The sequence below is a fragment of the Marinomonas maritima genome (genome assembly GCF_024435075.2).
Classification (GTDB): Bacteria; Pseudomonadota; Gammaproteobacteria; order Pseudomonadales; family Marinomonadaceae; genus Marinomonas; species Marinomonas maritima.
In genome coordinates, this window is sequence record NZ_JAMZEG020000002.1 from 1,009,781 (window position 1) to 1,032,030 (window position 22,250).

General features: G+C 42.3%; 17 protein-coding genes and 1 tRNA gene. 9 read left to right on the plus strand and 9 right to left on the minus strand.

Annotated features, from left to right (window positions below; translation table 11 throughout):
• Positions 1 to 12: 12 nt before the first annotated feature.
• The 6 genes from M3I01_RS10805 to M3I01_RS10830 all read left to right on the plus strand — a co-directional run bounded on the left by M3I01_RS10805 (position 13) and on the right by M3I01_RS10830 (position 7,864).
• Positions 13 to 1,209 carry a Gfo/Idh/MocA family protein gene (locus M3I01_RS10805; protein WP_255895886.1) on the plus strand — a complete coding sequence of 399 codons (1,197 nt, stop codon included), beginning with the start codon at positions 13 to 15 and terminating at the stop codon, positions 1,207 to 1,209.
• Positions 1,202 to 2,704 (plus strand): sugar ABC transporter ATP-binding protein, encoded by a 1,503-nt coding sequence (locus M3I01_RS10810; protein WP_255895887.1) that lies wholly within the window; start codon positions 1,202 to 1,204, stop codon positions 2,702 to 2,704. The genes M3I01_RS10805 and M3I01_RS10810 overlap by 8 nt, the downstream gene beginning before the upstream one ends.
• Before the next feature lie 73 nt (positions 2,705 to 2,777).
• A complete protein-coding gene (locus tag M3I01_RS10815; RefSeq protein WP_255895888.1) occupies positions 2,778 to 3,752 on the plus strand; it encodes an ABC transporter permease in 975 nt (324 codons plus the stop codon).
• A 104-nt stretch (positions 3,753 to 3,856) separates the two neighbouring features.
• Entirely contained in the window at positions 3,857 to 4,825 is a 969-nt protein-coding gene (locus M3I01_RS10820) for a substrate-binding domain-containing protein (RefSeq protein WP_255895889.1), read from the plus strand.
• Positions 4,826 to 5,017: 192 nt separating this feature from the next.
• Positions 5,018 to 6,046, plus strand: a complete 1,029-nt coding sequence (locus M3I01_RS10825) for a LacI family DNA-binding transcriptional regulator (protein WP_255895890.1) — start codon at positions 5,018 to 5,020, stop codon at positions 6,044 to 6,046.
• Positions 6,047 to 6,364: 318 nt separating this feature from the next.
• Positions 6,365 to 7,864 carry a methyl-accepting chemotaxis protein gene (locus tag M3I01_RS10830; RefSeq protein WP_255895891.1) on the plus strand — a complete coding sequence of 500 codons (1,500 nt, stop codon included), beginning with the start codon at positions 6,365 to 6,367 and terminating at the stop codon, positions 7,862 to 7,864.
• 416 nt (positions 7,865 to 8,280) lie between these two features.
• On the opposite strand, the gene gorA is transcribed toward M3I01_RS10830, so the two are convergent.
• Complete coding sequence (gene gorA / locus M3I01_RS10835) at positions 8,281 to 9,657, minus strand: glutathione-disulfide reductase (RefSeq protein WP_255895892.1); 1,377 nt, start codon at positions 9,655 to 9,657, stop codon at positions 8,281 to 8,283.
• Positions 9,658 to 10,141: 484 nt separating this feature from the next.
• Here gorA and xthA point away from each other — a divergent pair, with 484 nt between their 5' ends.
• Entirely contained in the window at positions 10,142 to 10,954 is an 813-nt protein-coding gene (gene xthA / locus M3I01_RS10840; protein ID WP_255895893.1) for an exodeoxyribonuclease III, read from the plus strand.
• Positions 10,955 to 11,136: 182 nt separating this feature from the next.
• Positions 11,137 to 11,451: an ArsR/SmtB family transcription factor gene (locus M3I01_RS10845; protein ID WP_255895894.1), complete on the plus strand. Its 315-nt coding sequence runs from the start codon at positions 11,137 to 11,139 to the stop codon at positions 11,449 to 11,451.
• Positions 11,452 to 11,459: 8 nt separating this feature from the next.
• Here M3I01_RS10845 and M3I01_RS10850 read toward each other — a convergent pair whose 3' ends face one another.
• From M3I01_RS10850 to M3I01_RS10870, 5 genes are all read right to left on the minus strand, one after another.
• Positions 11,460 to 12,158, minus strand: a complete 699-nt coding sequence (locus tag M3I01_RS10850) for an alpha/beta fold hydrolase (RefSeq protein WP_255895895.1) — start codon at positions 12,156 to 12,158, stop codon at positions 11,460 to 11,462.
• 18 nt (positions 12,159 to 12,176) lie between these two features.
• Positions 12,177 to 13,016, minus strand: coding sequence for a DNA ligase (locus tag M3I01_RS10855; protein ID WP_255895896.1), 840 nt, complete (start codon positions 13,014 to 13,016; stop codon positions 12,177 to 12,179).
• 177 nt (positions 13,017 to 13,193) lie between these two features.
• A complete protein-coding gene (htpG, locus tag M3I01_RS10860) occupies positions 13,194 to 15,122 on the minus strand; it encodes a molecular chaperone HtpG (RefSeq protein ID WP_255895897.1) in 1,929 nt (642 codons plus the stop codon).
• Positions 15,123 to 15,334: 212 nt separating this feature from the next.
• Positions 15,335 to 16,039: an O-methyltransferase gene (locus tag M3I01_RS10865; RefSeq protein WP_255895898.1), complete on the minus strand. Its 705-nt coding sequence runs from the start codon at positions 16,037 to 16,039 to the stop codon at positions 15,335 to 15,337.
• On the minus strand, positions 16,029 to 16,760 hold the full coding sequence (locus M3I01_RS10870) for a DUF599 domain-containing protein (RefSeq protein WP_255895899.1): 732 nt from the start codon (positions 16,758 to 16,760) through the stop codon (positions 16,029 to 16,031). The genes M3I01_RS10865 and M3I01_RS10870 overlap by 11 nt, the downstream gene beginning before the upstream one ends.
• Positions 16,761 to 16,940: 180 nt before the next feature.
• On the opposite strand from M3I01_RS10870, the gene M3I01_RS10875 reads away from it, so the two are divergent.
• Positions 16,941 to 17,025: transfer RNA gene (locus tag M3I01_RS10875), tRNA-Leu, on the plus strand.
• Between the two features lie 102 nt (positions 17,026 to 17,127).
• On the opposite strand, the gene pyrC is transcribed toward M3I01_RS10875, so the two are convergent.
• From pyrC to M3I01_RS10890, 3 genes are all read right to left on the minus strand, one after another.
• Positions 17,128 to 18,159, minus strand: coding sequence for a dihydroorotase (pyrC, locus tag M3I01_RS10880; protein ID WP_255895900.1), 1,032 nt, complete (start codon positions 18,157 to 18,159; stop codon positions 17,128 to 17,130).
• 7 nt (positions 18,160 to 18,166) lie between these two features.
• Positions 18,167 to 20,101 carry an LTA synthase family protein gene (locus M3I01_RS10885; RefSeq protein ID WP_255895901.1) on the minus strand — a complete coding sequence of 645 codons (1,935 nt, stop codon included), beginning with the start codon at positions 20,099 to 20,101 and terminating at the stop codon, positions 18,167 to 18,169.
• A 101-nt stretch (positions 20,102 to 20,202) separates the two neighbouring features.
• Entirely contained in the window at positions 20,203 to 22,083 is a 1,881-nt protein-coding gene (locus M3I01_RS10890) for a DEAD/DEAH box helicase (protein WP_255895902.1), read from the minus strand.
• Between the last annotated feature and the right edge of the window lie 167 nt (positions 22,084 to 22,250).

The following is a 22,250-nucleotide window of genomic DNA, read 5'->3' on the forward strand; positions in this document are numbered from 1 at the left end:
CGGGAGAATAGCATGACACACAAACGTATTCGCATCGGTATGGTCGGCGGTGGAGATGGCGCTTTTATTGGGGCCGTTCATCGCATTGCGACTCGCATAGATGATGGTTATGAATTGGTTGCTGGCGCGTTATCCTCTAATCCTGACAGAGCACTTAATTCTGCTCGCCGTCTTGGGATTAATGACGAGCGCTCTTATCCCTCTTTCTCGGTCATGGCCAAACAAGAAAAAAAGCGTAAAGACGGCATTCAAGCGGTGATTATTGTCACCCCTAACCACATGCACTACCCCGTTGCCAAAGCATTCTTAGAGCAAGGCATTCACGTCATCTGTGATAAGCCCGTGACAAAGGATTTAAACGAAGCATTGGAATTAAAAGCCTTAGTAGAAAAATCCGGTGCTTTTTTTGCTCTTACACACAATTACACAGGCTACCCACTTGTTAGACACGCCAAGCATTTGGTTGATAGCGACGTGCTAGGCAAACTACGCGTCATCCAAGTGGAATACGCCCAAGATTGGTTGACAGAGCAAGCCGAAAGTACGGACAACAAACAGGCGCAATGGCGTACCGATCCAGAAAAATCGGGCATGGCGGGTTGCTTGGGCGACATAGGCACACATGCCTTTAATCTGGCTTGTTTTATTTCTGGGCAAAAAGTACAGCACGTCTCAGCGGATTTAACCGCCTTTGTCAGCGGTCGACGCTTAGACGACAACGTCCACACCATGCTGCGTTTTGATGGTGGTGCAAAAGGCATGCTGTGGTCTAGCCAAGTCGCGCCGGGCAATGAAAATGGCCTCAGAATTCGTCTTTACGGTGAGAAAGCCGGCATTGAATGGTCCCAAGAATCTCCTAATGAGCTATGGCTATCCATACTCGGTGAACCAACACAGAAAATTACTCGAGCGGGACACGGCGCAGGTGAAGAAGCCAACCGTCTTTCTCGTGTGCCTGCCGGACACCCAGAAGGATATTTGGAAGGGTTTGCTAATTTGTATGTAGACATTGCCCTCGCGATTCATGCCATTGAAGACGGTGCTGATGTTCGCTCAGTGCAGGGGTTAATTCCTAGTATTGATGATGGTGTTGAAGGCATGAAATTCATTACTGCCGTGCTAGCCTCATCGGCTCACGACAGTGCGTGGCATCCGCTTAACGCTCACCAGTTAAATGCACAGTCACCAAGAGGCAACGCAAATGAATGACCCCATTATGCAAATACGTGGCATCGTTAAAGAGTTTTCTGGTGTACGCGTGTTGCACAAAATCACTTTGGATATTTTTGCTGGCGAAGTACTCGGTGTATTAGGTGAAAACGGTGCAGGCAAATCCACCCTACTCAAGATCATCAGCGGCATTTATACCAAAACAACAGGCAGCATTAAGATTGATGGCGTTGAGGTGTCTATTCAGTCTGCGTCTGATGCAAAACGCTTAGGCATTGCGATGATCCCGCAAGAGTTCAATTTAATCAGCAGCCTAAATGTGTTTGAAAATATTTTTCTTGGCAACGAAATTAAAAAAGGGTTTTTGCTCAATAAATCCGTTATGCGAGACAGAGCAAACGTATTACTAAAAGAATTAGAAACCAGCTTGAACCCAGACTCATTGATTGAAAACCTCAGTGTGGCCGAGAAACAAATGGTGGAAATTGCAAAAGCACTGGTCAATGACTCGCGTATTCTCATTATGGATGAGCCCACTACGGTTCTAACCGATCACGAAGTTGATATCTTTTTTACCTTAGTAGAAAAGCTCAAACAACGTGGAGTCACCATTATTTTCATCTCTCACAAGCTTAAAGAAGTAAAGCTGTTATGTGATCGTTTGGCCATTCTTAGGGACGGTCATTTAGTGAGTGTGGACGACGTATCAGAGATCAATGAAGAAGACATGGCTCGTAAAATGGTTGGCCGTGAGTTAAATCAAATTTACCCACAACGCACGATACCCAATGACGATGTCGTACTCAAAGTAAGTAATTTATCCATTAAAGGTGTGCTGAAGGACATTAATTTCGACCTTAAAAAAGGCGAAGTTCTTGGCTTTGCTGGTTTAATCGGCGCAGGACGCACCGAGACAGCAGAAGCTGTGATGGGATTGCGCAAAAAAGACAGTGGCGACATCGAAATAAATGGTCAGAAAATCATGATCCATTCAATAGCCGATGCCGTGGCGTTCAACTTGGCCTATTTGTCGGAAGACAGACAAGGCAAGGGCTTGATTATGAATTTTGATATTCCAAAGAATATCACCCTGATTTCATTGTCCGCTTATGTCAAAGGGCTACTTATTCAGCACAAAAAAGAAAATGGTATCGCCCGTGACTATGTCAAACGCTTTGACATTAAAGCCGCTTCTTTGCATTCCAACTTAGCCAACCTAAGCGGCGGTAATCAGCAAAAAGTGTACTTATCAAAATGGATGGACACTCAACCGAGCATTCTCATTCTTGATGAGCCCACTCGCGGTATCGACGTGAACACAAAAAAGGAAATCTATCATTTTATTCATTCGCTGACCGAACAAGGTGTTTCCATCATTGTGATTTCGTCTGAACTTGAAGAGGTTATGGGCCTATCCAATCGAGTCATGGTAATGAGGTCAGGGCAAATTATGGGGGAATTAACCGGTGATGCCATCAATGAAAAAGAGATTATGTATTACGCCGCTGGTTTAAAAACCATGGCTCAGGCTTAGATCGACGAGCGGTTCGTCATCTACAACCAAAACACAATTATAAATAACAATAAGAACACTCGAGGATTTACTTATGGCCATGCTCCCGTTGTCGCCCATGATTACACGCTTAAAGCGGCTTGATATAGCGACTTATGCTCCTTTTATCGCACTCGTTCTACTGGTTATATTTTCATCCATTGCCAGTGAACATTTCTTAATACCACGCAATATCACCAATGTATTAAGACAAGTTTCTTATACTGGCATTATTGCCCTTGGTATGACCTTTGTCATCATCGCGGGTGGCATCGATTTGTCTGTTGGTTCAATGGTGGCGTTGGTTGGCGTGCTGTCTATTATGATCATCAATGGCGCGGGTGATGGCTGGTGGGCTGTTGCCATGGCGGTATCCTCTGCTATTGCATTAGGTGGCGTATTTGGGGCCATTAATGGTCTCGTTATCACTCGAGGCAAAGTCGCATCCTTTATCGCTACGCTAGCGACCATGTCTATCTTCCGCTCTATGACTCTGTATATCAGTGACGCGGGGGAAATGGTGTCTGAAAACAACCATTTCGCAGACATTGGCGGTGGCTATTTATGGGCTATCCCCTACCCTGTTTGGATCTTTCTATTATTGGCGATTGCGTACCATATCTTATTAAAACACAGCGCTTTTGGCCGCCATGTTTGTGCCGTGGGTTCAAACTCAAAAGTCGCGTCGTATTCCGCTATTAAAGTTCGCTGGGTGTATTTCTTAACCTTTGTTATTGCCGGTGTGTCGGTTGGTATATCTGCCGTGCTATTAGCCTCTCGATTAAATTCCGTGAGTCCTGGCGATGCTGGTTTATTTTATGAACTAGACGCCATTGCGGCCGTTGTCATCGGTGGTACCGCGTTATCCGGTGGTAAAGGCACTATTTGGGGCACGGTTATTGGTGCCATCATCTTAGGTATTATTAATAACATGCTGAATTTAATGGGCATTTCACCTTACCTACAAGGCATGGTGAAGGGGCTCGTCATTTTGACTGCGGTGCTGGTTCAATTCAAAGGTGACCGCTGACGACTTCGTCTTTCTTACTGTGTAATGCACAAGCAGAAAGACAAGAATCTGAGTAAAACAACTGTTTTTCTCACTATTAAAATAATGTAGAACGGAGAGTATCCATGAAATATAAAAATAACATCATGAGAGTCATCGCAGTGTTTACGATGCTTTTTGCCTTTGTTGGCTCAAGCTATGCAGCCAAATACAAAGTTGGCGTGAGTGTGCCATCTGCCGACCACGGTTGGACTGCTGGGTTACTTTGGTGGGCGAATAAAGCCGCAGCAGACTTAAAAGACAAAGAAAAAGACATTGAATTTTACGTCGTTGCGTCAAGCTCAGGTTCGAAACAAGTAGGCGACGTGGAAGATTTGATGATAAAAGGCATCGACGCGTTGGTTATTCTTCCTCATAACCCAGCGACATTGCAAAAAGTCATTGAAGAGGCCTACGACGATGGAATTTACACTGTTGTTGTGGATCGTGAACTTGCTCACCCAGCTCAGAATGTCTTTATTGCTGGAGACAACACAGGTTTAGGTCGTGTGGGTGGTCAATGGCTTGCCAAAGAAATGTCTGGTAAAGGCAACATTGTGGTTATTGAAGGCCTACAAATCCCCATCAACAAGCAACGTGTAGACGCTTTTAATGACGTCATGGCGAACTATCCGAACATCAACATTCTTGATTCGCAACCTGGCGATTGGTCAACTCAAAAAGCCCTAGCCGTGATGGAAAACTTTCTACAAAAACACCCTAAAATTGACGCTGTATGGTGTCAAGATGACGATATGCTAAAAGGTGTTTTAAAAGCAATTGAAGAGTCTGGCCGTACGGACATCAAAACCGTATTGGGTGGTGCAGGTTCGAAAGACATCATAGAGATGGTTCAGCATGGCAATAAAATGGTGCGTGCAACCGTAACCTATAGCCCATCAATGATTGCGTCAGGCATCGCGTTGGCCGTTCATGGTGTGAAAAAAGAAAAACTCGGTTACTTATACCACGAGCCATCTCGCGTGATTTTAGGCGCGGATTTGGTGACAAAAGAAAACGCCGCAGAGTATTACTTTGAAGACGCGGCTTATTAATACGATACCGTAACCCTAAGTCATCGGGGCTAAAGTTCCGATGACTTTATCTTCTCATCACTATTTACCTATGGATTAGTCACTGTGTTTAGAGAAGGATTTTGGTAATATGACGTTTTTTATCGAATCATCATTAAAAGGCTATGCACTTGAGCGCCATTCCCCTTTTTTACTGCTTGCTATTGGATTCTTATGGCCACTGTTAAAGATGTAGCGAAGTTAGCTGGAGTATCGACTGCGACCGTTTCTAGAGCATTAGCCAACCCAGAGATGGTGTCACCCATCACTCGCCTTAAAGTGGAAAAAGCAGCCTCCGAAGCAGGTTATTCTCCAAACGGGCTAGCCCGAAGCTTACGCAAAAGTGAGTCTAAAACCATTGTGGTTGTGCTTCCCAATATAGACAGTACTTTTTTTTCAGATGTTGTACACGGCATCGAAGCGCTCGCTCATAAAAATGGCTACAAACTGCTCATTGGTGATGCTGGTAATGAGTCGTCTCGGTTACGTAGTTACTTTAAACTGTACGACAGCAAACAAGTAGACGGCGTTTTATCACTTTCTTCTGATGTGCCTGAATCAATGATTATTAACAGTGCCGGCGAAGTGAAATTACCCATTGTCATTGCAGGTGAATATTTTTCGGATATTCCGGTACCCACCGTGCATATCGACAATCATTACAGCGCAAAAAAAGGCGTTGAGTATTTAATTATGATGGGGCATTACAAAATAGCCTGCATTACAGGCAGAAGAAGCAATCCCATTTATAATGCCCGCGTTAATGGTCACACCGAAACCATGACAAAGTGGAAACTCCCCTCTACAGAAGGTTACATTTTAGAATGCGATTTGTCTTACATCGCAGGCTACAACCTTGGCAAGCAACTATTGTCCTTAGGTAATAAGCCGTCCGCCATTGTTTGCCATAGTGATGAGGCTGCAATTGGTGTGCTAAAAATAGCGCGAGAAATGGGTATTCCAGTCCCCAGTGAGTTATCGGTTATTGGTTTTGATAACCTTGCGCTCAGTGAATATTGCGTGCCTGAATTAACCACGATTCACCAACCGCGACAGCTCATTGGAGAAACCTCAATGAAACTGTTACTCGACATTTTATCAGGCAAAAAACCCAACCCAGAAATGACTCTACCTACCCAATTAATTGTGCGAGAAAGTTCCTGTCCACCACCGATAGATCAGCGCTTACAAGTAGATTTATAAGACCATAGCAATCTTTTATTTTACCTTACTAAATAAATAACGCAGACATCGTTAATACTCTAACTCATTATCATTGAGTTAATTTTTCTAACCGTAAAAATGGTATAGTCCGGCACCATATCTGGATACGGCATGAAAATGTCCGCTCACAGAAACACACAAAATCACACCATACAAAACAACTTAACCTTTGATTTTTATTAAACTTTAGATCTAAATACGTATTTTAAACGTATCTACTTCTTGAATCGTTAGAAAGAAAATCTACTTTTTCTACTTATATACATAGAATCACTAAAACCAAATGGAAAATCAACAATGAAGACACCAATAGAAACCACTCTAAAAAATGATTTATTTATTTATCGTTTCTTACTGTTACAGACCCCTGTTTTATTGATTAGTGGTCTGGTTGGAGCAGAGTTGTTTTCATTCGCATTAATAAGCTCAATTATCCTCTTTGTACTTACTCAGTTCGCCTATACTTTTTTTAAAGGCAGTACAGCATTTTCCATATGCGCGGGTATCTTGATGATGCTGACGTCATCTGCTTTGATTCAGAGCCAACTTGGCATGATCGAGATGCACTTCCATATCTTCGCCACTATGGTCGTATTTTTAATCTATCAAAGTTGGAAGCCAATCATAGCGGCATTGTTAACCACTGCCATCTATCATATTAGTTTTATGTTTGTTCAAATGGCGGGGACTCACCTAGGTGACATGCCTATTATGATTTTTGCTGGGCCTCATACTATGTGGGTGATGGTTGTGCATTGTGTTTTTGCCATTAGTGAAGCAATTATATTGATTTACATGGCATTGCTAATGAAAAAAGAATCTACCTCAAATGTGAAGATTGCCCATGCAATAGAAACCATTTCAAATAACAATGATTTATCGATTAGATTAACCAATCCTGCCTCAAATGCCGAAATTGCCTTTAACTCACTACTTGATAAGCTGGGAAATTTGTTTACGGATTATAAAGGCATCGCGAACGAGTTAGTGGCTAGCAGTAGTCAAATTAAGAAAATCAGTGAAGAAGTAACAGATCATGTTGTTGCAAGTAATCAACGCGCTCAACTGGTTGCGACATCAACGGAAGATGTTTCTCACACAATGCGATCTATTACTGTGAGCAGCACTCAATCAGCCGATCTTATTAGAGAATTAGAACAAGGCATTTTAGGTGACAGTAATAAAACCCTAGAAATCATGGAAGATATGCAGCTGCTATCCAAAAATACATCCACGGTTTCAGACTCACTCAATTCGTTAACATCCGATGTGGAATCCATTACAAAGCTTCTTAATGCTATCAGAAGCATTTCAGAACAAACAAACCTACTCGCTCTAAACGCCGCCATCGAAGCGGCAAGAGCGGGGGAAACTGGCCGAGGCTTTGCTGTTGTTGCTGACGAAGTGAGAACGCTAGCTCAAAGATCCAGTGAATCCACAGATGATATAGAAAAAGTCCTCGCGAACTTGAATACAAGCGTTAACAATACCGTTCGTTCAATGGCGTCAGGTAAGGAAAGAACATCAATCAGTGTCGATCATGCAGAGAAAATTTCAAAAGCATTATTAGAAAGGGCGCACTCTGTCAGTAATGTCGTGCTGTCTAGTAAAAAAATTGCCCAAGAATCTGTTGAACAAGAGAAAGTAATTTCCTTAATCAATGATCAGATTGGAGAGAATGCTAAATCTATTAAATCTTTATCCGATTTGATGATCAGCCTTCAGCAAAGTAGCAAAGACATCACCTTGGTTACAAACACCTATGAAACTAAGGCAAACGCATTTAAAACAAAATAATCGTTAATTCTAGTACCAAAAAAGGCCTTATTGGTTTAATCCAACAAAGCCTTTTTGTTGTTTCTGTGAACCTATTCATTTGTAACTAGACCCTAATCGTATCGACCTATCAGAGCCAACTTCGTCTGATGCCCTTGTACTTAAACGCAATTCATCATGCAGTAAACTCAAAAGGGGGAACGGTAGCTCTTCGGATTGAAAGTGCACATTTGAAAAGCGTCTTAGCCCTAAAGAGTAAACAAGACTTTACGAGCCTAAAAGCCAATCTACAGCAGAGAATGAAAATGTTGTTTTCAGTAGTAGATTACGCTTCGCTTATCATGCTCTCCCTCGCTCTCCCCTTGAAGAAAAAGGAAGAAATAAAAAAGACGCACTGCTGCGCCTTTTAAAAAATCACTCTAGGACTGGGTTCTAGGCTATTTTCGCTCTTTTAAAGAACCCGCTGAGAAGGTGACAAACTCTTCTGCACTGGTTGGGTGAACACCCACCGTGTCATCAAAGTCCGCTTTGGTTGCACCAGCTTTAATGGCGATACCCAAACCTTGAATGATTTCACCAGAGTAGTCGCCGACCATGTGCGCACCAATGACTTTGTCATCTGTATTGTTAACCAATAACTTCATCAATGAACGAGCCGTGCCGCCACTTAATGTGTGTTTCATTGGGCGGAAGTCTGTTTGATAAACACGGAAGTCGATGCCGCGCGCTTCGGCTTCTTGTTCTGATAATCCAACAGTGCCAATGGCTGGTTGGCTGAATACGGCGGTTGGGATATTGTCGTAATCAAAATCGACTTCTTTTCCGTCGAACCAATAAGCAATGAGTGCCATCGCTTCTTTGATCGCCACTGGCGTTAATTGAATGCGATCTGTCACGTCGCCTAACGCAAACACGCTGTCTGCAGACGTGGTGAAGTTATTATCAATGATTACCGCGCCATTTTTACCGGTTTTAACACCCGCTTTATCTAGCGCTAACGAACTAACGTTTGGCACTCGACCTGTTGCATAAAGGATCAAGCCGAATTCTTCTGTGTGTCCATCTTTAAAGTGAACAATACGCGCGCCATTTTTGTTTGTCGCATCGGCTAATTCTATACGCTCAACATCGGTGTTTAAACGTACATCAATACCAGACTTTTTGTATTCTTCGCTGGCGAACGCTCGAACATCTTCGTCGAAGCCTCGTAGTAATTGGTCACCGCGATAAGCCAATGCGGTATCAACACCGAGTCCGTTCAAAATACCAGCGAATTCAACCGCGATATAACCACCGCCGACGACAAGGGCTTTTTTAGGCAGTTCATCTAAGAAAAACATTTCATTGGAACTAACAACCAAATCGCTACCATTAAATTCTGGAATATACGGTTTGGCACCAACGGCAATAAGAATCCGTTCTGCTGTGTAGGTTTTGCCATCCACCATGACAGTATGAGCATCAACAAAGCTGGCATAACCAGAGATCAGTTCTACACCGGCATTGCTCAACAAGTTGCCATAAATGCCATTTAATCGTTCAATTTCTTTGGTTTTATTGTCACGTAAAACAGACCAGTAAAATTGAGTACCTTGATGCTTCCAACCAAACCCTGCGGCCTCATCAAAGCCATGGCCGTATTCTGAAGCGTAAACAAAGAGTTTCTTAGGCACACAACCAATATTAACGCACGTACCGCCTAAGGCGCTGCCTTCTGCTACGGCCACTTTATAGCCTTTAGACGCAGCAACTCGACTCGCTCTCACACCGCCGGAACCGGCACCAATCACAAATAAATCGTACTGATAAGCCATTCTGAGTCTCCAAAATAATTCATAATGTAGTATTCAATAAGTTTAACAGCCCCAACCGCCTAGACATAGCGTCGATGAATTTCTTCTCTTTTATAGCTATATTCCTTTTAAAATAAATAAATGCAGAACATCAATATCGCCGTATATGCTTTAGCTATTTTGCCTCACTTTTGTGGTTCATTCCTTTATGGTGTGGCGTTGAGTTTAGCCATATTGCCAATACTTTTTTTGCTAGCCTTAGTACGAAAATAAAGCCCGAACAACGCTTTATATTCGCTTATACGGCGTTAGGCATGCTACCAACAAGCTTTTTGATAAAGGGCATCACGGTTGCTTTTTTTAAGCCATTGTCACAAAAAATAGAGTATGCAACCTGATCAATCAAAGGGAGTGAGAGCTAATCTATGGCAATGTATGCGTAAATTCCTTTATGCCTCTAACCCAACTGGGTATCATTAATAAAATTTGCTATGGAATGATTCTTATGAAATTTGTCTCTTTTAATATCAACGGTTTGCGCGCTCGACCACATCAAATAGAAGCATTAGTTGAAAAACACGCGCCAGACGTCATTGGCTTACAAGAAATTAAGGTTCACGATGACGCCTTTCCCCACGAGATTCCGGCATCAGTTGGCTATCATGCGTATTATTATGGACAAAAATCTCACTACGGTGTGGCGATTTTTAGCAAGCAAGAAGCCATAAAAGTAGAATACGGTTTTCCTGGTGATGAAGAAGACGCACAGCGTCGTATGATTATCGCCACTTTTGATACGCCACAAGGCCCCATCAAAGTATTGAACGGTTATTTCCCACAAGGCGAAAGCCGCGACCATGAAACCAAGTTTCCAGCAAAGCGTAAGTTCTATGCGGATTTAATGGATTACCTTGCATCTCATTCACCAGATGAAAAAATCATTGTGATGGGCGATATCAATATCTCGCCAACGGATTTAGACATTGGTATCGGTGAACCTAATGCAAAACGCTGGTTAAAAATGGGAAAATGCAGCTTCTTACCAGAAGAAAGAGAATGGCTAAACACGCTAACAAATTGGGGGTTAACAGATACTTATCGCCAATTAAACCCAACTAAAAATGATCGCTTTAGCTGGTTTGACTATCGCTCGAAAGGGTTTGATGACACACCAAAGCGCGGTTTAAGAATCGACGTTATTATGTCTTCAAATGGCTTAACGCCATACCTAAATGAAGCAGATGTTGACTACGATTTGCGTGCACTGGAGAAACCCTCCGACCACGCCCCGATCTGGACAAGCTTCAATCTAAGTTAACAAAGAGTCATTAAGGCGGTCGCTGTGCAAATAACGTACAAAGCAATATAATGACCGCCCTGTATGATAAGAACAGCTATCAAACACGACTACTACCACATTTATCCACAAACAATGTGGATGGTTTTATTTTTGTCATAGAGCTTAGCGCAACAATACCCTATTAGAAACGAGAAAAGATCATGGAAAACGAAACACTTACAATGGAAGAGATGCTGCGCCAATCATCGCAAGCCGCTGTGTTTTTGAAGGCTCTAAGCAATGAAAATCGTCTGATGATTTTATGTCACTTACTGGATAAAGAGTTGTCTGTTACAGCGTTGAATGAGAAGCTTCCTTTAAGCCAATCTGCTCTTTCGCAACACCTTGCGGTATTAAGAAAAGATGGACTCGTCAGCACTCGACGAGTATCTCAAACCATTTTTTACAGTCTAGGTGACAGCAGAGTAAAAGAGCTGATCCAAACACTGCACCGCCTTTTCTGCCCTACACTGTAAAATAAATATTAGTTTTCTTTAAAAAAACGCTCGATCAATTCAGCCAACCATGTCGGCTGTTCCATAGGCAACATATGCCCACATTCATCGACGACGTGAGTATTGAAACACTCTGAGTCTTTCATTTTATTCAACACAGCAGTCGACAATAACCCGTCATCACGCCCAATAGCAAAACACAGCGGGAAGGTTGTTTTTTCAAGTCTCGGCAATAAATTTGGCCGAACTAAGCTGCTCTTTAATTGCTGAATAAAAACAGCGCCACCCAAACGTTTATCCATCAACTGAATACACTCAACCAGTTCCTCACGTGCTTTATTGACCTGACCTAGCATCATGATGGCTTTTTTCTTTGGAATGCCACCGTAACCCTGCTTAGCAACCCAATTCAATGCGATTTCTCGTTGCTGACGTTCAGAGTCTAATAAACTCGTTGCTGTATTAGACACAACGATTAAACCATTCACGCGCTCAGGGTATTTCATTGCAAAAGCACACGCCAAATACCCTCCCATAGAAAAACCAAGTAAATTAATAGGGTGCTCTGGCAAGACCATTGCTAGGGCATCCACTATGGTTTCTATTGTCTCCTCCATAGGAATAGAGACATGCTTCAAGATTATCGACTCACCCAAAGCCTGTTGCGTATAGCCCCAAAGGCGTTCATCACACATAGTACCGGGTAGACAATAAACGTTTGTTAACACAATTTTCACTCTTAAATGTTAAAAATGTGTATCACGGACTCGTAGAAAGCTTGCAAACCTTGGGATGCCTCGCTCGGTGAAACCATGATATTTGTAAGTAACGTAGTCGCCTAATTTAGGAGGAGTACGTCGTTCCTCGTCAGAAAAGCCGCTGCCAATTTTGAAGCGAATGCCAGATGGCATCTCAACAAGAATAGAGCCCATCATGCCATCGTATTTTCCGGACCCGTTTAAGATTCTTATCACTTTCGCTTCTGCGTCCATGTGTGGTTTTAATTTAAGTAGATTATCGGTTCTACCACTTTCAAAACGAGCCAACTTACGATGTAGCATCAACCCTTCCGCACCTTTTTTTACATAGTCATCCAACACTCGATGAAGCTCTTGATTACTGAACACGGTAAATTGCTTAATAGGAATAACATGGGGAAGGTTTAGGTCAAGAATGATCTGTGTATAACGCTGAGATCGAGCTTCAAAGGTCATGGTTTTTTCTGCGTCTGGCGCATCGAATACCATATAGTGAATGTGTTTCCACTCGCTATCGACGGGGGTATTTTTTCTCACTGTCGACATGACAAATTCAAAATCATTGCGTTTAGACCAAAGCTCACCATCGAGCCAGACATTAGGCAATTTATCCGTAAACCAGTCAGGGGCATGGATTGGATTTCCCTGACGCGTCATCAGCGCCTCTCCTGTCCAAATTGCACGAACGCCATCGTACTTTTCACTCACCAGATAATCCTCTGCATGAGTGCTTTCTGAAAAACGTGTTGCTAATTGCACTTGAGGTAACGCAAACAGAAACACAGGAAATACCAATAGGCATACAGCCAAACACTTTTTAAACAACATTGTTCACTCCTTTGATATTAATAAAATGCTATCCATAGCACAGAGTTACGCTAAACGATTTTATTTAAGGAATCAAATTTTAACCGACCTGATTCATCAACCAGCATAAAAAAAGCCCATATTTGTCGCCAAATATGGGCTTTGATTCTATAAGAAAGACACTATGTCGTGAGTGGCTTATTTACTCAGCTGAACGATCAGCTTGTTCATACGGCTCACAAACGTCGCTGGGTCTTCTAGCTGACCACCTTCAGACAAGGTAGCCTGTTCAAACAACAACCAAGCCATATCTGCAAAGCGCTCTTCATCAGACTCTTCATTCATCTTCGCCACAATCGGGTGATCTGGATTCACCTCAAGGGTCGGTTTAGATTCAGGAAGCTTCTGACCCGCTTGCTCAAGCAAACGACGCATCTGCATGCCCATGTCGTTCTCACCAACCACCAAACACGCTGGTGAGTTAGTCAAACGAGCGGTTGAGTTTACGCTAGCTACTTTTTCAGCCAATACCGCTTTCATACGGTCAAGAAGTGGCTTCATTTGTTCCGCTTTCTCTTCTTTTTCTTTTTTCTCTTCTTCGTTATCTTGATCTGTTAAATCTAACTTGCCTTTGGTCACGTCTTGGAAAGATTTGCCTTCAAATTCTTGCAAAGAAGACATCATCCATTCGTCAATACGATCGCTTAGCAGTAGTACTTCAAAACCTTTCTTACGAAGAATTTCTAAATGCGGGCTGTTTTTCGCCGTATTGTGACTTTCCGCATAGATGTAATAAACCTTATCTTGACCTTCACTCATACGCTCGATGTATTGAGCCAAAGACACAGTCTGTTCTGGTGCGTCGTTATTAGTTGAACTAAAGCGCAATAGACCGGCAATTTTGTCTTTATTACCCATGTCATCGGCTGGACCTTCTTTGATGACATTACCAAACTCGTCCCAGAATTTTTGATAATCTTCTGGTTCGTTTTTCGCCATCTTAGTTAGCATGTCCAATACGCGCTTCGTCAACGCAGAACGCATAGAGTCAACCGCATGGTCATTTTGCAAAATTTCACGAGAGACGTTCAAAGACAAATCATTTGAATCCACCACACCCTTCACGAAACGCATGTAAGGCGGAAGGAAGGCTTCCGCTTCATCCATGATGAACACACGCTGAACATACAGTTTCAGGCCGCGTTGCATGTCGCGATTCCATAGATCGTAAGGCGCTTTTGATGGAATATAAAGCAAGCTTGCGTATTCCAACTTACCTTCCACTTTGTTGTGTGACCACTTCAAAGGCTCTTGGTAATCATGAGAAATGTGCTTATAAAATTCTTGGTATTCTTCTTCTGTTACTTCATTACGAGGGCGCGTCCAAAGAGCTTTTGCAGAGTTAACCGCTTCAAACTCAGGCGCTTTACTTTCATCTACTGGTTTAGGGTTGCCCTCTTCATCCATTTCTGGGTAAACAGGCTTTTCCATCTCAACAGGAATAGAAATATGATCAGAATACTTAGTGACTAGATGACGAAGGCGGAAGTTGTCAGCAAAGTCTTTTTCGTCGGTCTTAAGATGAAGCGTGATACGCGTACCACGAGTTTCTTTGTCGATGTTCTCGATCGTAAATTCACCAGAACCATCAGACACCCAACGTACTGCTTCACTTTCAGAAACGCCCGCTCGACGAGTTTCAACCGTTACTTTATCCGCTACGATGAATGACGAATAAAAACCCACACCAAACTGACCAATTAATTGACTGTCTTTTTTCTGATCGCCGCTCAGTTTCTCTAGAAAAGAAGAGGTACCTGACTTGGCGATTGTTCCAAGATTGGTAATGGCTTCTTCACGAGACATACCAACACCGTTGTCATCGATAACAACGGTGTTTGTTTCTTTATCGAATTCGATACGAACACGTAGATTAGGGTCTTCGGCGAGAAGGTCTGCGTTAGCGACAGACTCAAAGCGAAGCTTATCGACCGCATCCGATGCGTTTGAAATCAGCTCTCGTAGAAAAATTTCTTTGTTGGAGTACAAAGAGTGGATCATCAAATGCAGTAGTTGTTTTACTTCGGTTTGAAATCCTAACGTTTCTTTTTGAGTATCAGTTGCCATGTTGTAGCTTGCTCCTATTTGAATGAACCTTCGGTAAAAACCAAAAGTGTATTTCTTTTCACTTGTGCATCATAAATAAAGCCTATTACGGCGATTTCAAGAGGCGAATGAATCAAAAGAAGGAAAAAGTCACAATATTTTTAGGGATAAAAGGCCGTAAGGCGTATTCAGGGAGAATCCAGCAGTACGATGGATTATTTTATGATCAGATATTATGCTTTTTTACGAACTAGCGTTAGTCCGTCACCAATCGGAATAAGCGATAAATCCACCGTCATGTCTTGATGAATGGTTTTATTAAGTTCACGCACTATCTTTGTGTCTTTATCCGTAAAAGCGTCATCCGCCACATTGCCCCACCAAAGCGTGTTGTCGATCAACAAACAACCACCAGGACGAAGCAGCTGTTTTCCGAGTTGATAATACGCCAATAGGTTTTTCTTATCCGCATCGATAAAGATAAAGTCGAAAGACTCTGATTCGCTTTCTAGAAACTCGGTCATAACCGGAAGCGCTTGATCACAATAGGTCGTTACTCGATCCATCACACCGGCTTGTTCCAAATAACGAGTCGCGATGTCCAACCACATCTGTTTTTTTTCAATGGCCACCAAGGTCGCATTTTTGGGCATTGCCATGGCCATCGATAAGGTGCTGTATCCGGTAAAAACACCTACTTCAAGAACTTTCATCGGCGTTTGTAATTTAATAAGCAAAGCCAAAAACTGCCCAACTTCTGGCGACAGTTGCATACGCGCCATATGGTATTGCGCCGTTTCTCGGCGCAAGGCTTTTAATAAATCAGACTCACGAACAGACACGTTCACCAAATATTGATAAAGCCGATCATCTACATTAACCGTTCGATTTACTGGCTTATCATCGTCTGGCAAAGGTTTGGGGAAATTAGGAAGCATGAGATTTCATCACGAGTCCACGGCTCAATGTTTTGAATGTTTTAGAACGAAACTCTCGACGATAAAGCACAGCAACCACCATCACACTGGCGGCCATACAAAAATAAGGCCCCAGAAACCAGCCACAAAATGCCATCGCAAAATAGTATGCGCGCAAACCGTAGTTGAATTGATTGGCTGCCAAGCTGCAAATTTGCGCCATGTGCATCGCGTATAACTCTCGCTCACTGTCTTCAATGCCGCGCTCTGTCGCAAGTGGCGCACTTCCAACCAATACAGAGCAAAAATTATATTGTCGAACCGACCATGTAAAGGTAAAAAAAGCGTAGGCAAAGATGATTACCAACACAATGATTTTCAACTCCCATTCTTGCTGGCTCATAGGAGACAGAAGATAAAAGTCTGAAAGAATACCTAATGCTTTTTCTGAATAATTAAAAGCGGTAAAAAGACCCGCAATAATAAGCAAACTGCTTGATGCAAAAAATAAGCTGCTGCGCTCTAAGTTGGCCATCACAGACGCATCAGCAATTCGGTTATCTCGACGTAATAAGCGAGACATCCATGCCAATCTAAACTGATGCAATACACTTACTAGACAAGCACGACGCCGAGAGTTGTATTGAGCGTATACAGCGTAGCCCCACCAACAGGCAAAAAAAACAAAAAGCGTCGCAATATCAAGGGTATTTAACTGTAAATAAACTGAACGACTTTCCATAATTACACTCTGCTTCAATAACAGTTTATATTGCCAATATTAGATCATTTTTCACATCGTATGTCCCTGTTTACTCTTATAAAATCCAGCAAAACAAGTAAGAAAATAAATCTAGATATTGCTTAAAAAAACTTGTATCAATCACAGATATCGGTATTATCCAGCTCGTCAACACGACATGCGGATGTGGTGGAATTGGTAGACACGCTGGATTTAGGTTCCAGTGCTTCACGGCGTGAGAGTTCGAGTCTCTCCATCCGCACCACTTACTCTCCTTATCTATCTCCCTTGGTTATTTCTACAAAAAAACCGAACCCATTACTGAATTCGGTTTATATAGTTATTTGTTATTCCTGTCTCTTAAGTATTATTTCAACTTCCAAGCCACTTGCTTACCAGCAAAGAAAGGCACGATTGGGTCGCCATTTGGCAATACAATACTGGCTGGCACTTCCCATGTCTCACGAACTAAGGTTACGGTTTCTGTGTTGCGAGGTAATCCGTAAAAATCTGCACCATAGAGACTCGCAAAGCCTTCTAGTTTATCTAACGCGCCAAGCTCATCAAACACTTGCGCATACAACTCCAAAGCAGACCAAGCACTGTAGCAACCAGCACAACCGCAATCAGACTCTTTACGATGTTTAGTGTGCGGTGCAGAATCTGTCCCTAGAAAGAACTTAGGCGAACCAGACTTAACAACGTCACGTAACGCTTCTTGATGAGTGCTACGCTTGAGCACAGGCAAACAATAATTGTGAGGACGCATACCGCCATCCAACATATCATTGCGATTTAGCAATAAATGCTGAGGCGTAATGGTTGCTGCAACACCGTCACGCGCAGACACAACAAAGTCAGCGGCGTCTTTCGTTGTAATGTGTTCAAAGACCACTTTTAGATTGGGTACTCGACTAACAATTTTGACCATATGCTGATCAATAAATTCTTTTTCACGATCAAAAATATCAATATGTTTCTGAGTCACCTCTCCATGAATTAACAACAACATACCGTTATCTGCTAACGCTTCAAACACTGGATAAAGCGATTCAAGAGAGTTTACGCCTGAATCTGAATTTGTTGTGGCCCCCGCTGGGTACATTTTTGCCGCTAGCACCCCTGCTTTCTTAGCGTCTTTAATATCTTGAACCGTGGTTTTATCAGTGAGATAAATCGTCATAATCGGCGTAAAAGAGCTACCTGCAGGTCGCGCCGCTAAGATCCGCTCTTTATAGCTTAATGCTAACTCAGCCGTGGTGACTGGCGGTACCAAATTTGGCATCACTACAGCACGCTCAAAACAACGCGCTGTCGCAGGAACCGTTTCAAGCAACATGTCTTGATCACGAAAATGCAAATGCCAATCGTCTGGCTTAATTATAGTAATTTCGTTCATAGTAAACCTATTCTGTTTTTTCAGATGAAAAGCGGTATAAAGAATTATCAATCAGTCCATTCGTATAAATTTGCACATACGCTTTTAATCGACGTGTTAGTTTCTCAAGGTCAACAGGGACCTCCGATTCTAAGCTCTTGGTAAAAGTATCAGGTAAATCCCCTGTCTCGATAGCAGCGTTCTTGTCCATGGGAAGTTTTACATATTTACCTTGCGATAATAACCAAAAAGCATCTTCTTCTTTGAATATTGCATCAGCATGACTATTTTCAGTGAGCAATGAGCGGCCAAACGGTAATATTTTATCTTTTTCTGGGAGGCTTAGATAATCAACTATTGTTGCTGGAATATCGATTTGCTGTGCAACCTCAGTGATAACACCCTTCTTAATGTCTTGATTTGGTTGGTACAAAATAATTGGGATCTGATGACGCCCTAGTGTAGAAGCAAAGCGAGGGTCAAAATTATCTGAGGTATGATCCGCAGTAATCACGAATAAAGTATCTTTATACCAATCTTTTGTCGCTGCCGTTTCAAAAAAACGCCTCAATGCCATATCTGAGTATTGAACAACTCTATGCATTGGGATATCACCTTCTTGAATTGTATCTTCATACTGCTCAGGCAATGTATATGGAGGGTGAGAGCTGATAGTGAAAATCCCAGACATAAATGGCTTGGACATTTTATCTAACTCATCAAGCGTAAATTGAAGAAACGGTTCATCAAATATACCCCATTGACCATCAAACTGAGAAGAGTCTGGATATTCATCCCGACCATAATACTCACTGAAACCAAAACGGTATGTTGTATCATCAAAATACATGCTGCCATTTTTTGCACCATGAAAAAATGCCGTACTGTATCCATAAGGCTTCACGATTTCTCCCAGCCCATACAAGGTATTGGACTGGTATGGTGAACGCATATAAGCTTCGGACATTAACGATGGAATACCGGCAAGTATCGATGGAACCGCCTCAATCGAACGACGACCATTTGCTATTCCATTCGGAAAAAAACGCCCCTTCTCTGCCAATCCTTGTAAGAAAGGAGCGTAAGATCGGAGCCCATAAGGTGGGCCAAAATACTCAAGCCCAAAGCTTTCTAGTATCAAAATAACCACATTATGATTTTTATGTTCAACGGCTTTTATTTTGCTACCAGCAATATCAAGCACCGCTTTAATATCCTCGTCGGAGGAAAAATAGTTGACCCTTTTTAAGTCATCAGGATCTTCTCTTAGTAATGAAAAAGGAGTATTCAAAACCAAGCTGCCCAAACCACTAGACGGATAGCTATAGGCATTCAGAGCTCGAATTGGCTTTGATTGAAGCCCACCTCGACCAGCGACAATAAATAACAATATTAATGCGAAGCAAAGCAGTAACATCAAAAGCTTATTTATAAATACAGGTTTAAGCTTTTTTCTGAATCTAGAAAGCAATAAGACATACGATACAAAGATAACAACGGTACCAATAACATACCCCCAATAAACAAAAATCAGTTCAGGGAGTTGTGTCACAACATCGTTGGCCATTGAGAAGATTTCTGGTCCACTTCGTCGACCTGTGTATGGAAAATAAACCGTATCAATGAAGTTAATTATAATGGCAGGCACATCAACAAGCAGTAGATAACAAAGTATAAAAATCATACTGATATTAACGAATCGACGGAACCAAATCGTTACACATAGCGCAAGTATTAATGGTGTATTCAATAACGCTATCGCAACAAAATCAAATCTCAATCCATGTAAAAACGCCAGCAATACATCATTTGATGTTTCTGTCGAAAAATAGCTAAAATTTGCCCAAAAGAAATAAGCTCTCGTTAAAATATATCCGAGAAGTATGAAAAACAGTCCAAGGGCAAGGAATATAAATGGTGCTATATCTCTTTTTTTTCTATTAAAAAAACTATTTTCAAACATACTTAGCCTTTTTCAACCAGCGTTAACAAATAACTTAACATGATACAAAAAAAAACCGCATTTAAGCGGTTTTTTTTAAAATCATTTTTTAACAAACAAAACTAGCTGTCTTTACGTGGAGCTCTTGGACGACGTTCACCACGATTATTATCACGATCACGACCGCCAGCAGGACGCTTGCGCTCACCAGCATTTGATGGACGACGATCACCACCGCCACCAGCAGGACGCTTGCGAGTTGAAGGCGATGCTGCACGCTTATTCAATTCGTCGGCATTCTCTAGCTTAGCAATGTCAGTACGCTGTCCACAAATACGAGTTTTGCTTAACTTGCCCAATACATCGGAATCCAAGTTAGTCGGTAAATCAACCGTTGCAAAATCTTCATAAATTTCGATGTGCCCAATGTAACGGCTTTCAATTTCCGCTTCATTTGCAATCGCGCCAACAATGTTTCCAGGTTTAACACCTGCACTGTACCCTACTTGAACAACATAGCGCGTCATAGACGTGCTTGGGTCGTCTTTTAAAGGCATAGCTTCAGCGGTTACTGGGCGAACTTTACGCTCACGTGGTGCACGATCTGGACGGTCACCTCGATCTCCACGAGAGTTTTCGCGATCATCACGACGCTCTTTGCGTTCATGACGAACTTCCATTTCAGACAACAATAATGGCGTTTTACCTTGGGCCATATGAGCCAAAGCCGCCGCCATTTTCAATGGATCAACTTCGTTTTCTTTCTGGTAGCTTTGTACAAGGTCTAGGAAGAAATCAAGATTTTCGTTATCCATTGTGTCTGTAATGCTTTGTTTAAAGCGATTAACACGATGTTCATTAATGTCAGAAGCAGTTGGTAACGTCATGCTTTCAATTGGCTGACGAGTTGCACGCTCAATGGCTTGCAACATGCGACGTTCGCGGTGAGCAACAAACAAAATTGCTGTACCAGCACGACCAGCACGGCCAGTACGACCAATACGGTGAACATAAGACTCTGTATCGTATGGAATATCGTAGTTTACAACGTGGCTTACACGCTCTACATCCAAACCACGCGCCACAACGTCAGTCGCTACAAGAATATCAATTTGACCTTTCTTAATACGATCAACTGTACGTTCACGTAAATTCTGACTAATATCGCCATTCAATGCTTCACAAGCATGGCCACGGGCACATAGCTTCTCAGCCAATTCAACCGTTGCCGCTTTTGTACGAACAAAGACAATCATGCCATCGTGTTCGTTCATTTCAAGGATACGAGTCAAAGCGTCAAGCTTATGCAAACCACTTACTGGCCAGTATTTTTGTGTAATTGTCATCGCTGTCGATGTTTTTGTAACGATTTTCACTTCTTTTGGATTCGTTAAATGGCGGTTAGCCACCTGGCGAATAACAGCAGGCATCGTTGCAGAGAACAAAGCAATTTGGCGAGTCGGTGGTGTTTGCTCTAGAACCCATTCGACATCATCGATGAATCCCATGCGCAACATTTCATCCGCCTCATCAAGAACTAGTGCTTTAAGGCCATCTAGCTTTAATGTTTTACGGCGAATGTGATCCATAACACGACCAGGTGTACCAACAACAACTTGAACGCCACGCTTAAGCTGACGAAGTTGGGTGTCGTATGACATGCCGCCGTAAATTGGCAAAACATGGAAATCTGGAAGGTGACGAGCATAAGATTGAAATGCTTCAGCAACCTGAATAGCAAGTTCGCGAGTTGGAGCCAATACAAGTAATTGTGTCGTTTTATCTGCGATGTCAAGTCGAGATAACAAAGGAAGCGCGAACGCTCCTGTCTTACCAGTACCTGTTTGCGCTTGCCCTAGAAGATCACGACCTTCTAATAAATATGGAATACTTTCCGCTTGAATAGCAGATGGTTGTTCATAACCTAAGTCGGCAACAGCCTTAAGAACAGGGGCAATTAAGCCCAACGAAGCAAATGTAGGCTGAGTTTCAGCATCAGACATGTAAATTAGTACCTTTTTTTGATGAGTATAAGGCCTGTAATCATTTACATGCCTTAATAAAATTCCCTAGAATCCTTCGGACGAAAATCCGATGGCGAAGTATATGCGAAAAAAGAAAAAAAAGCCAGTAGACTTCGAAATAAGATCCTACTGACTTCGTGCGTTCT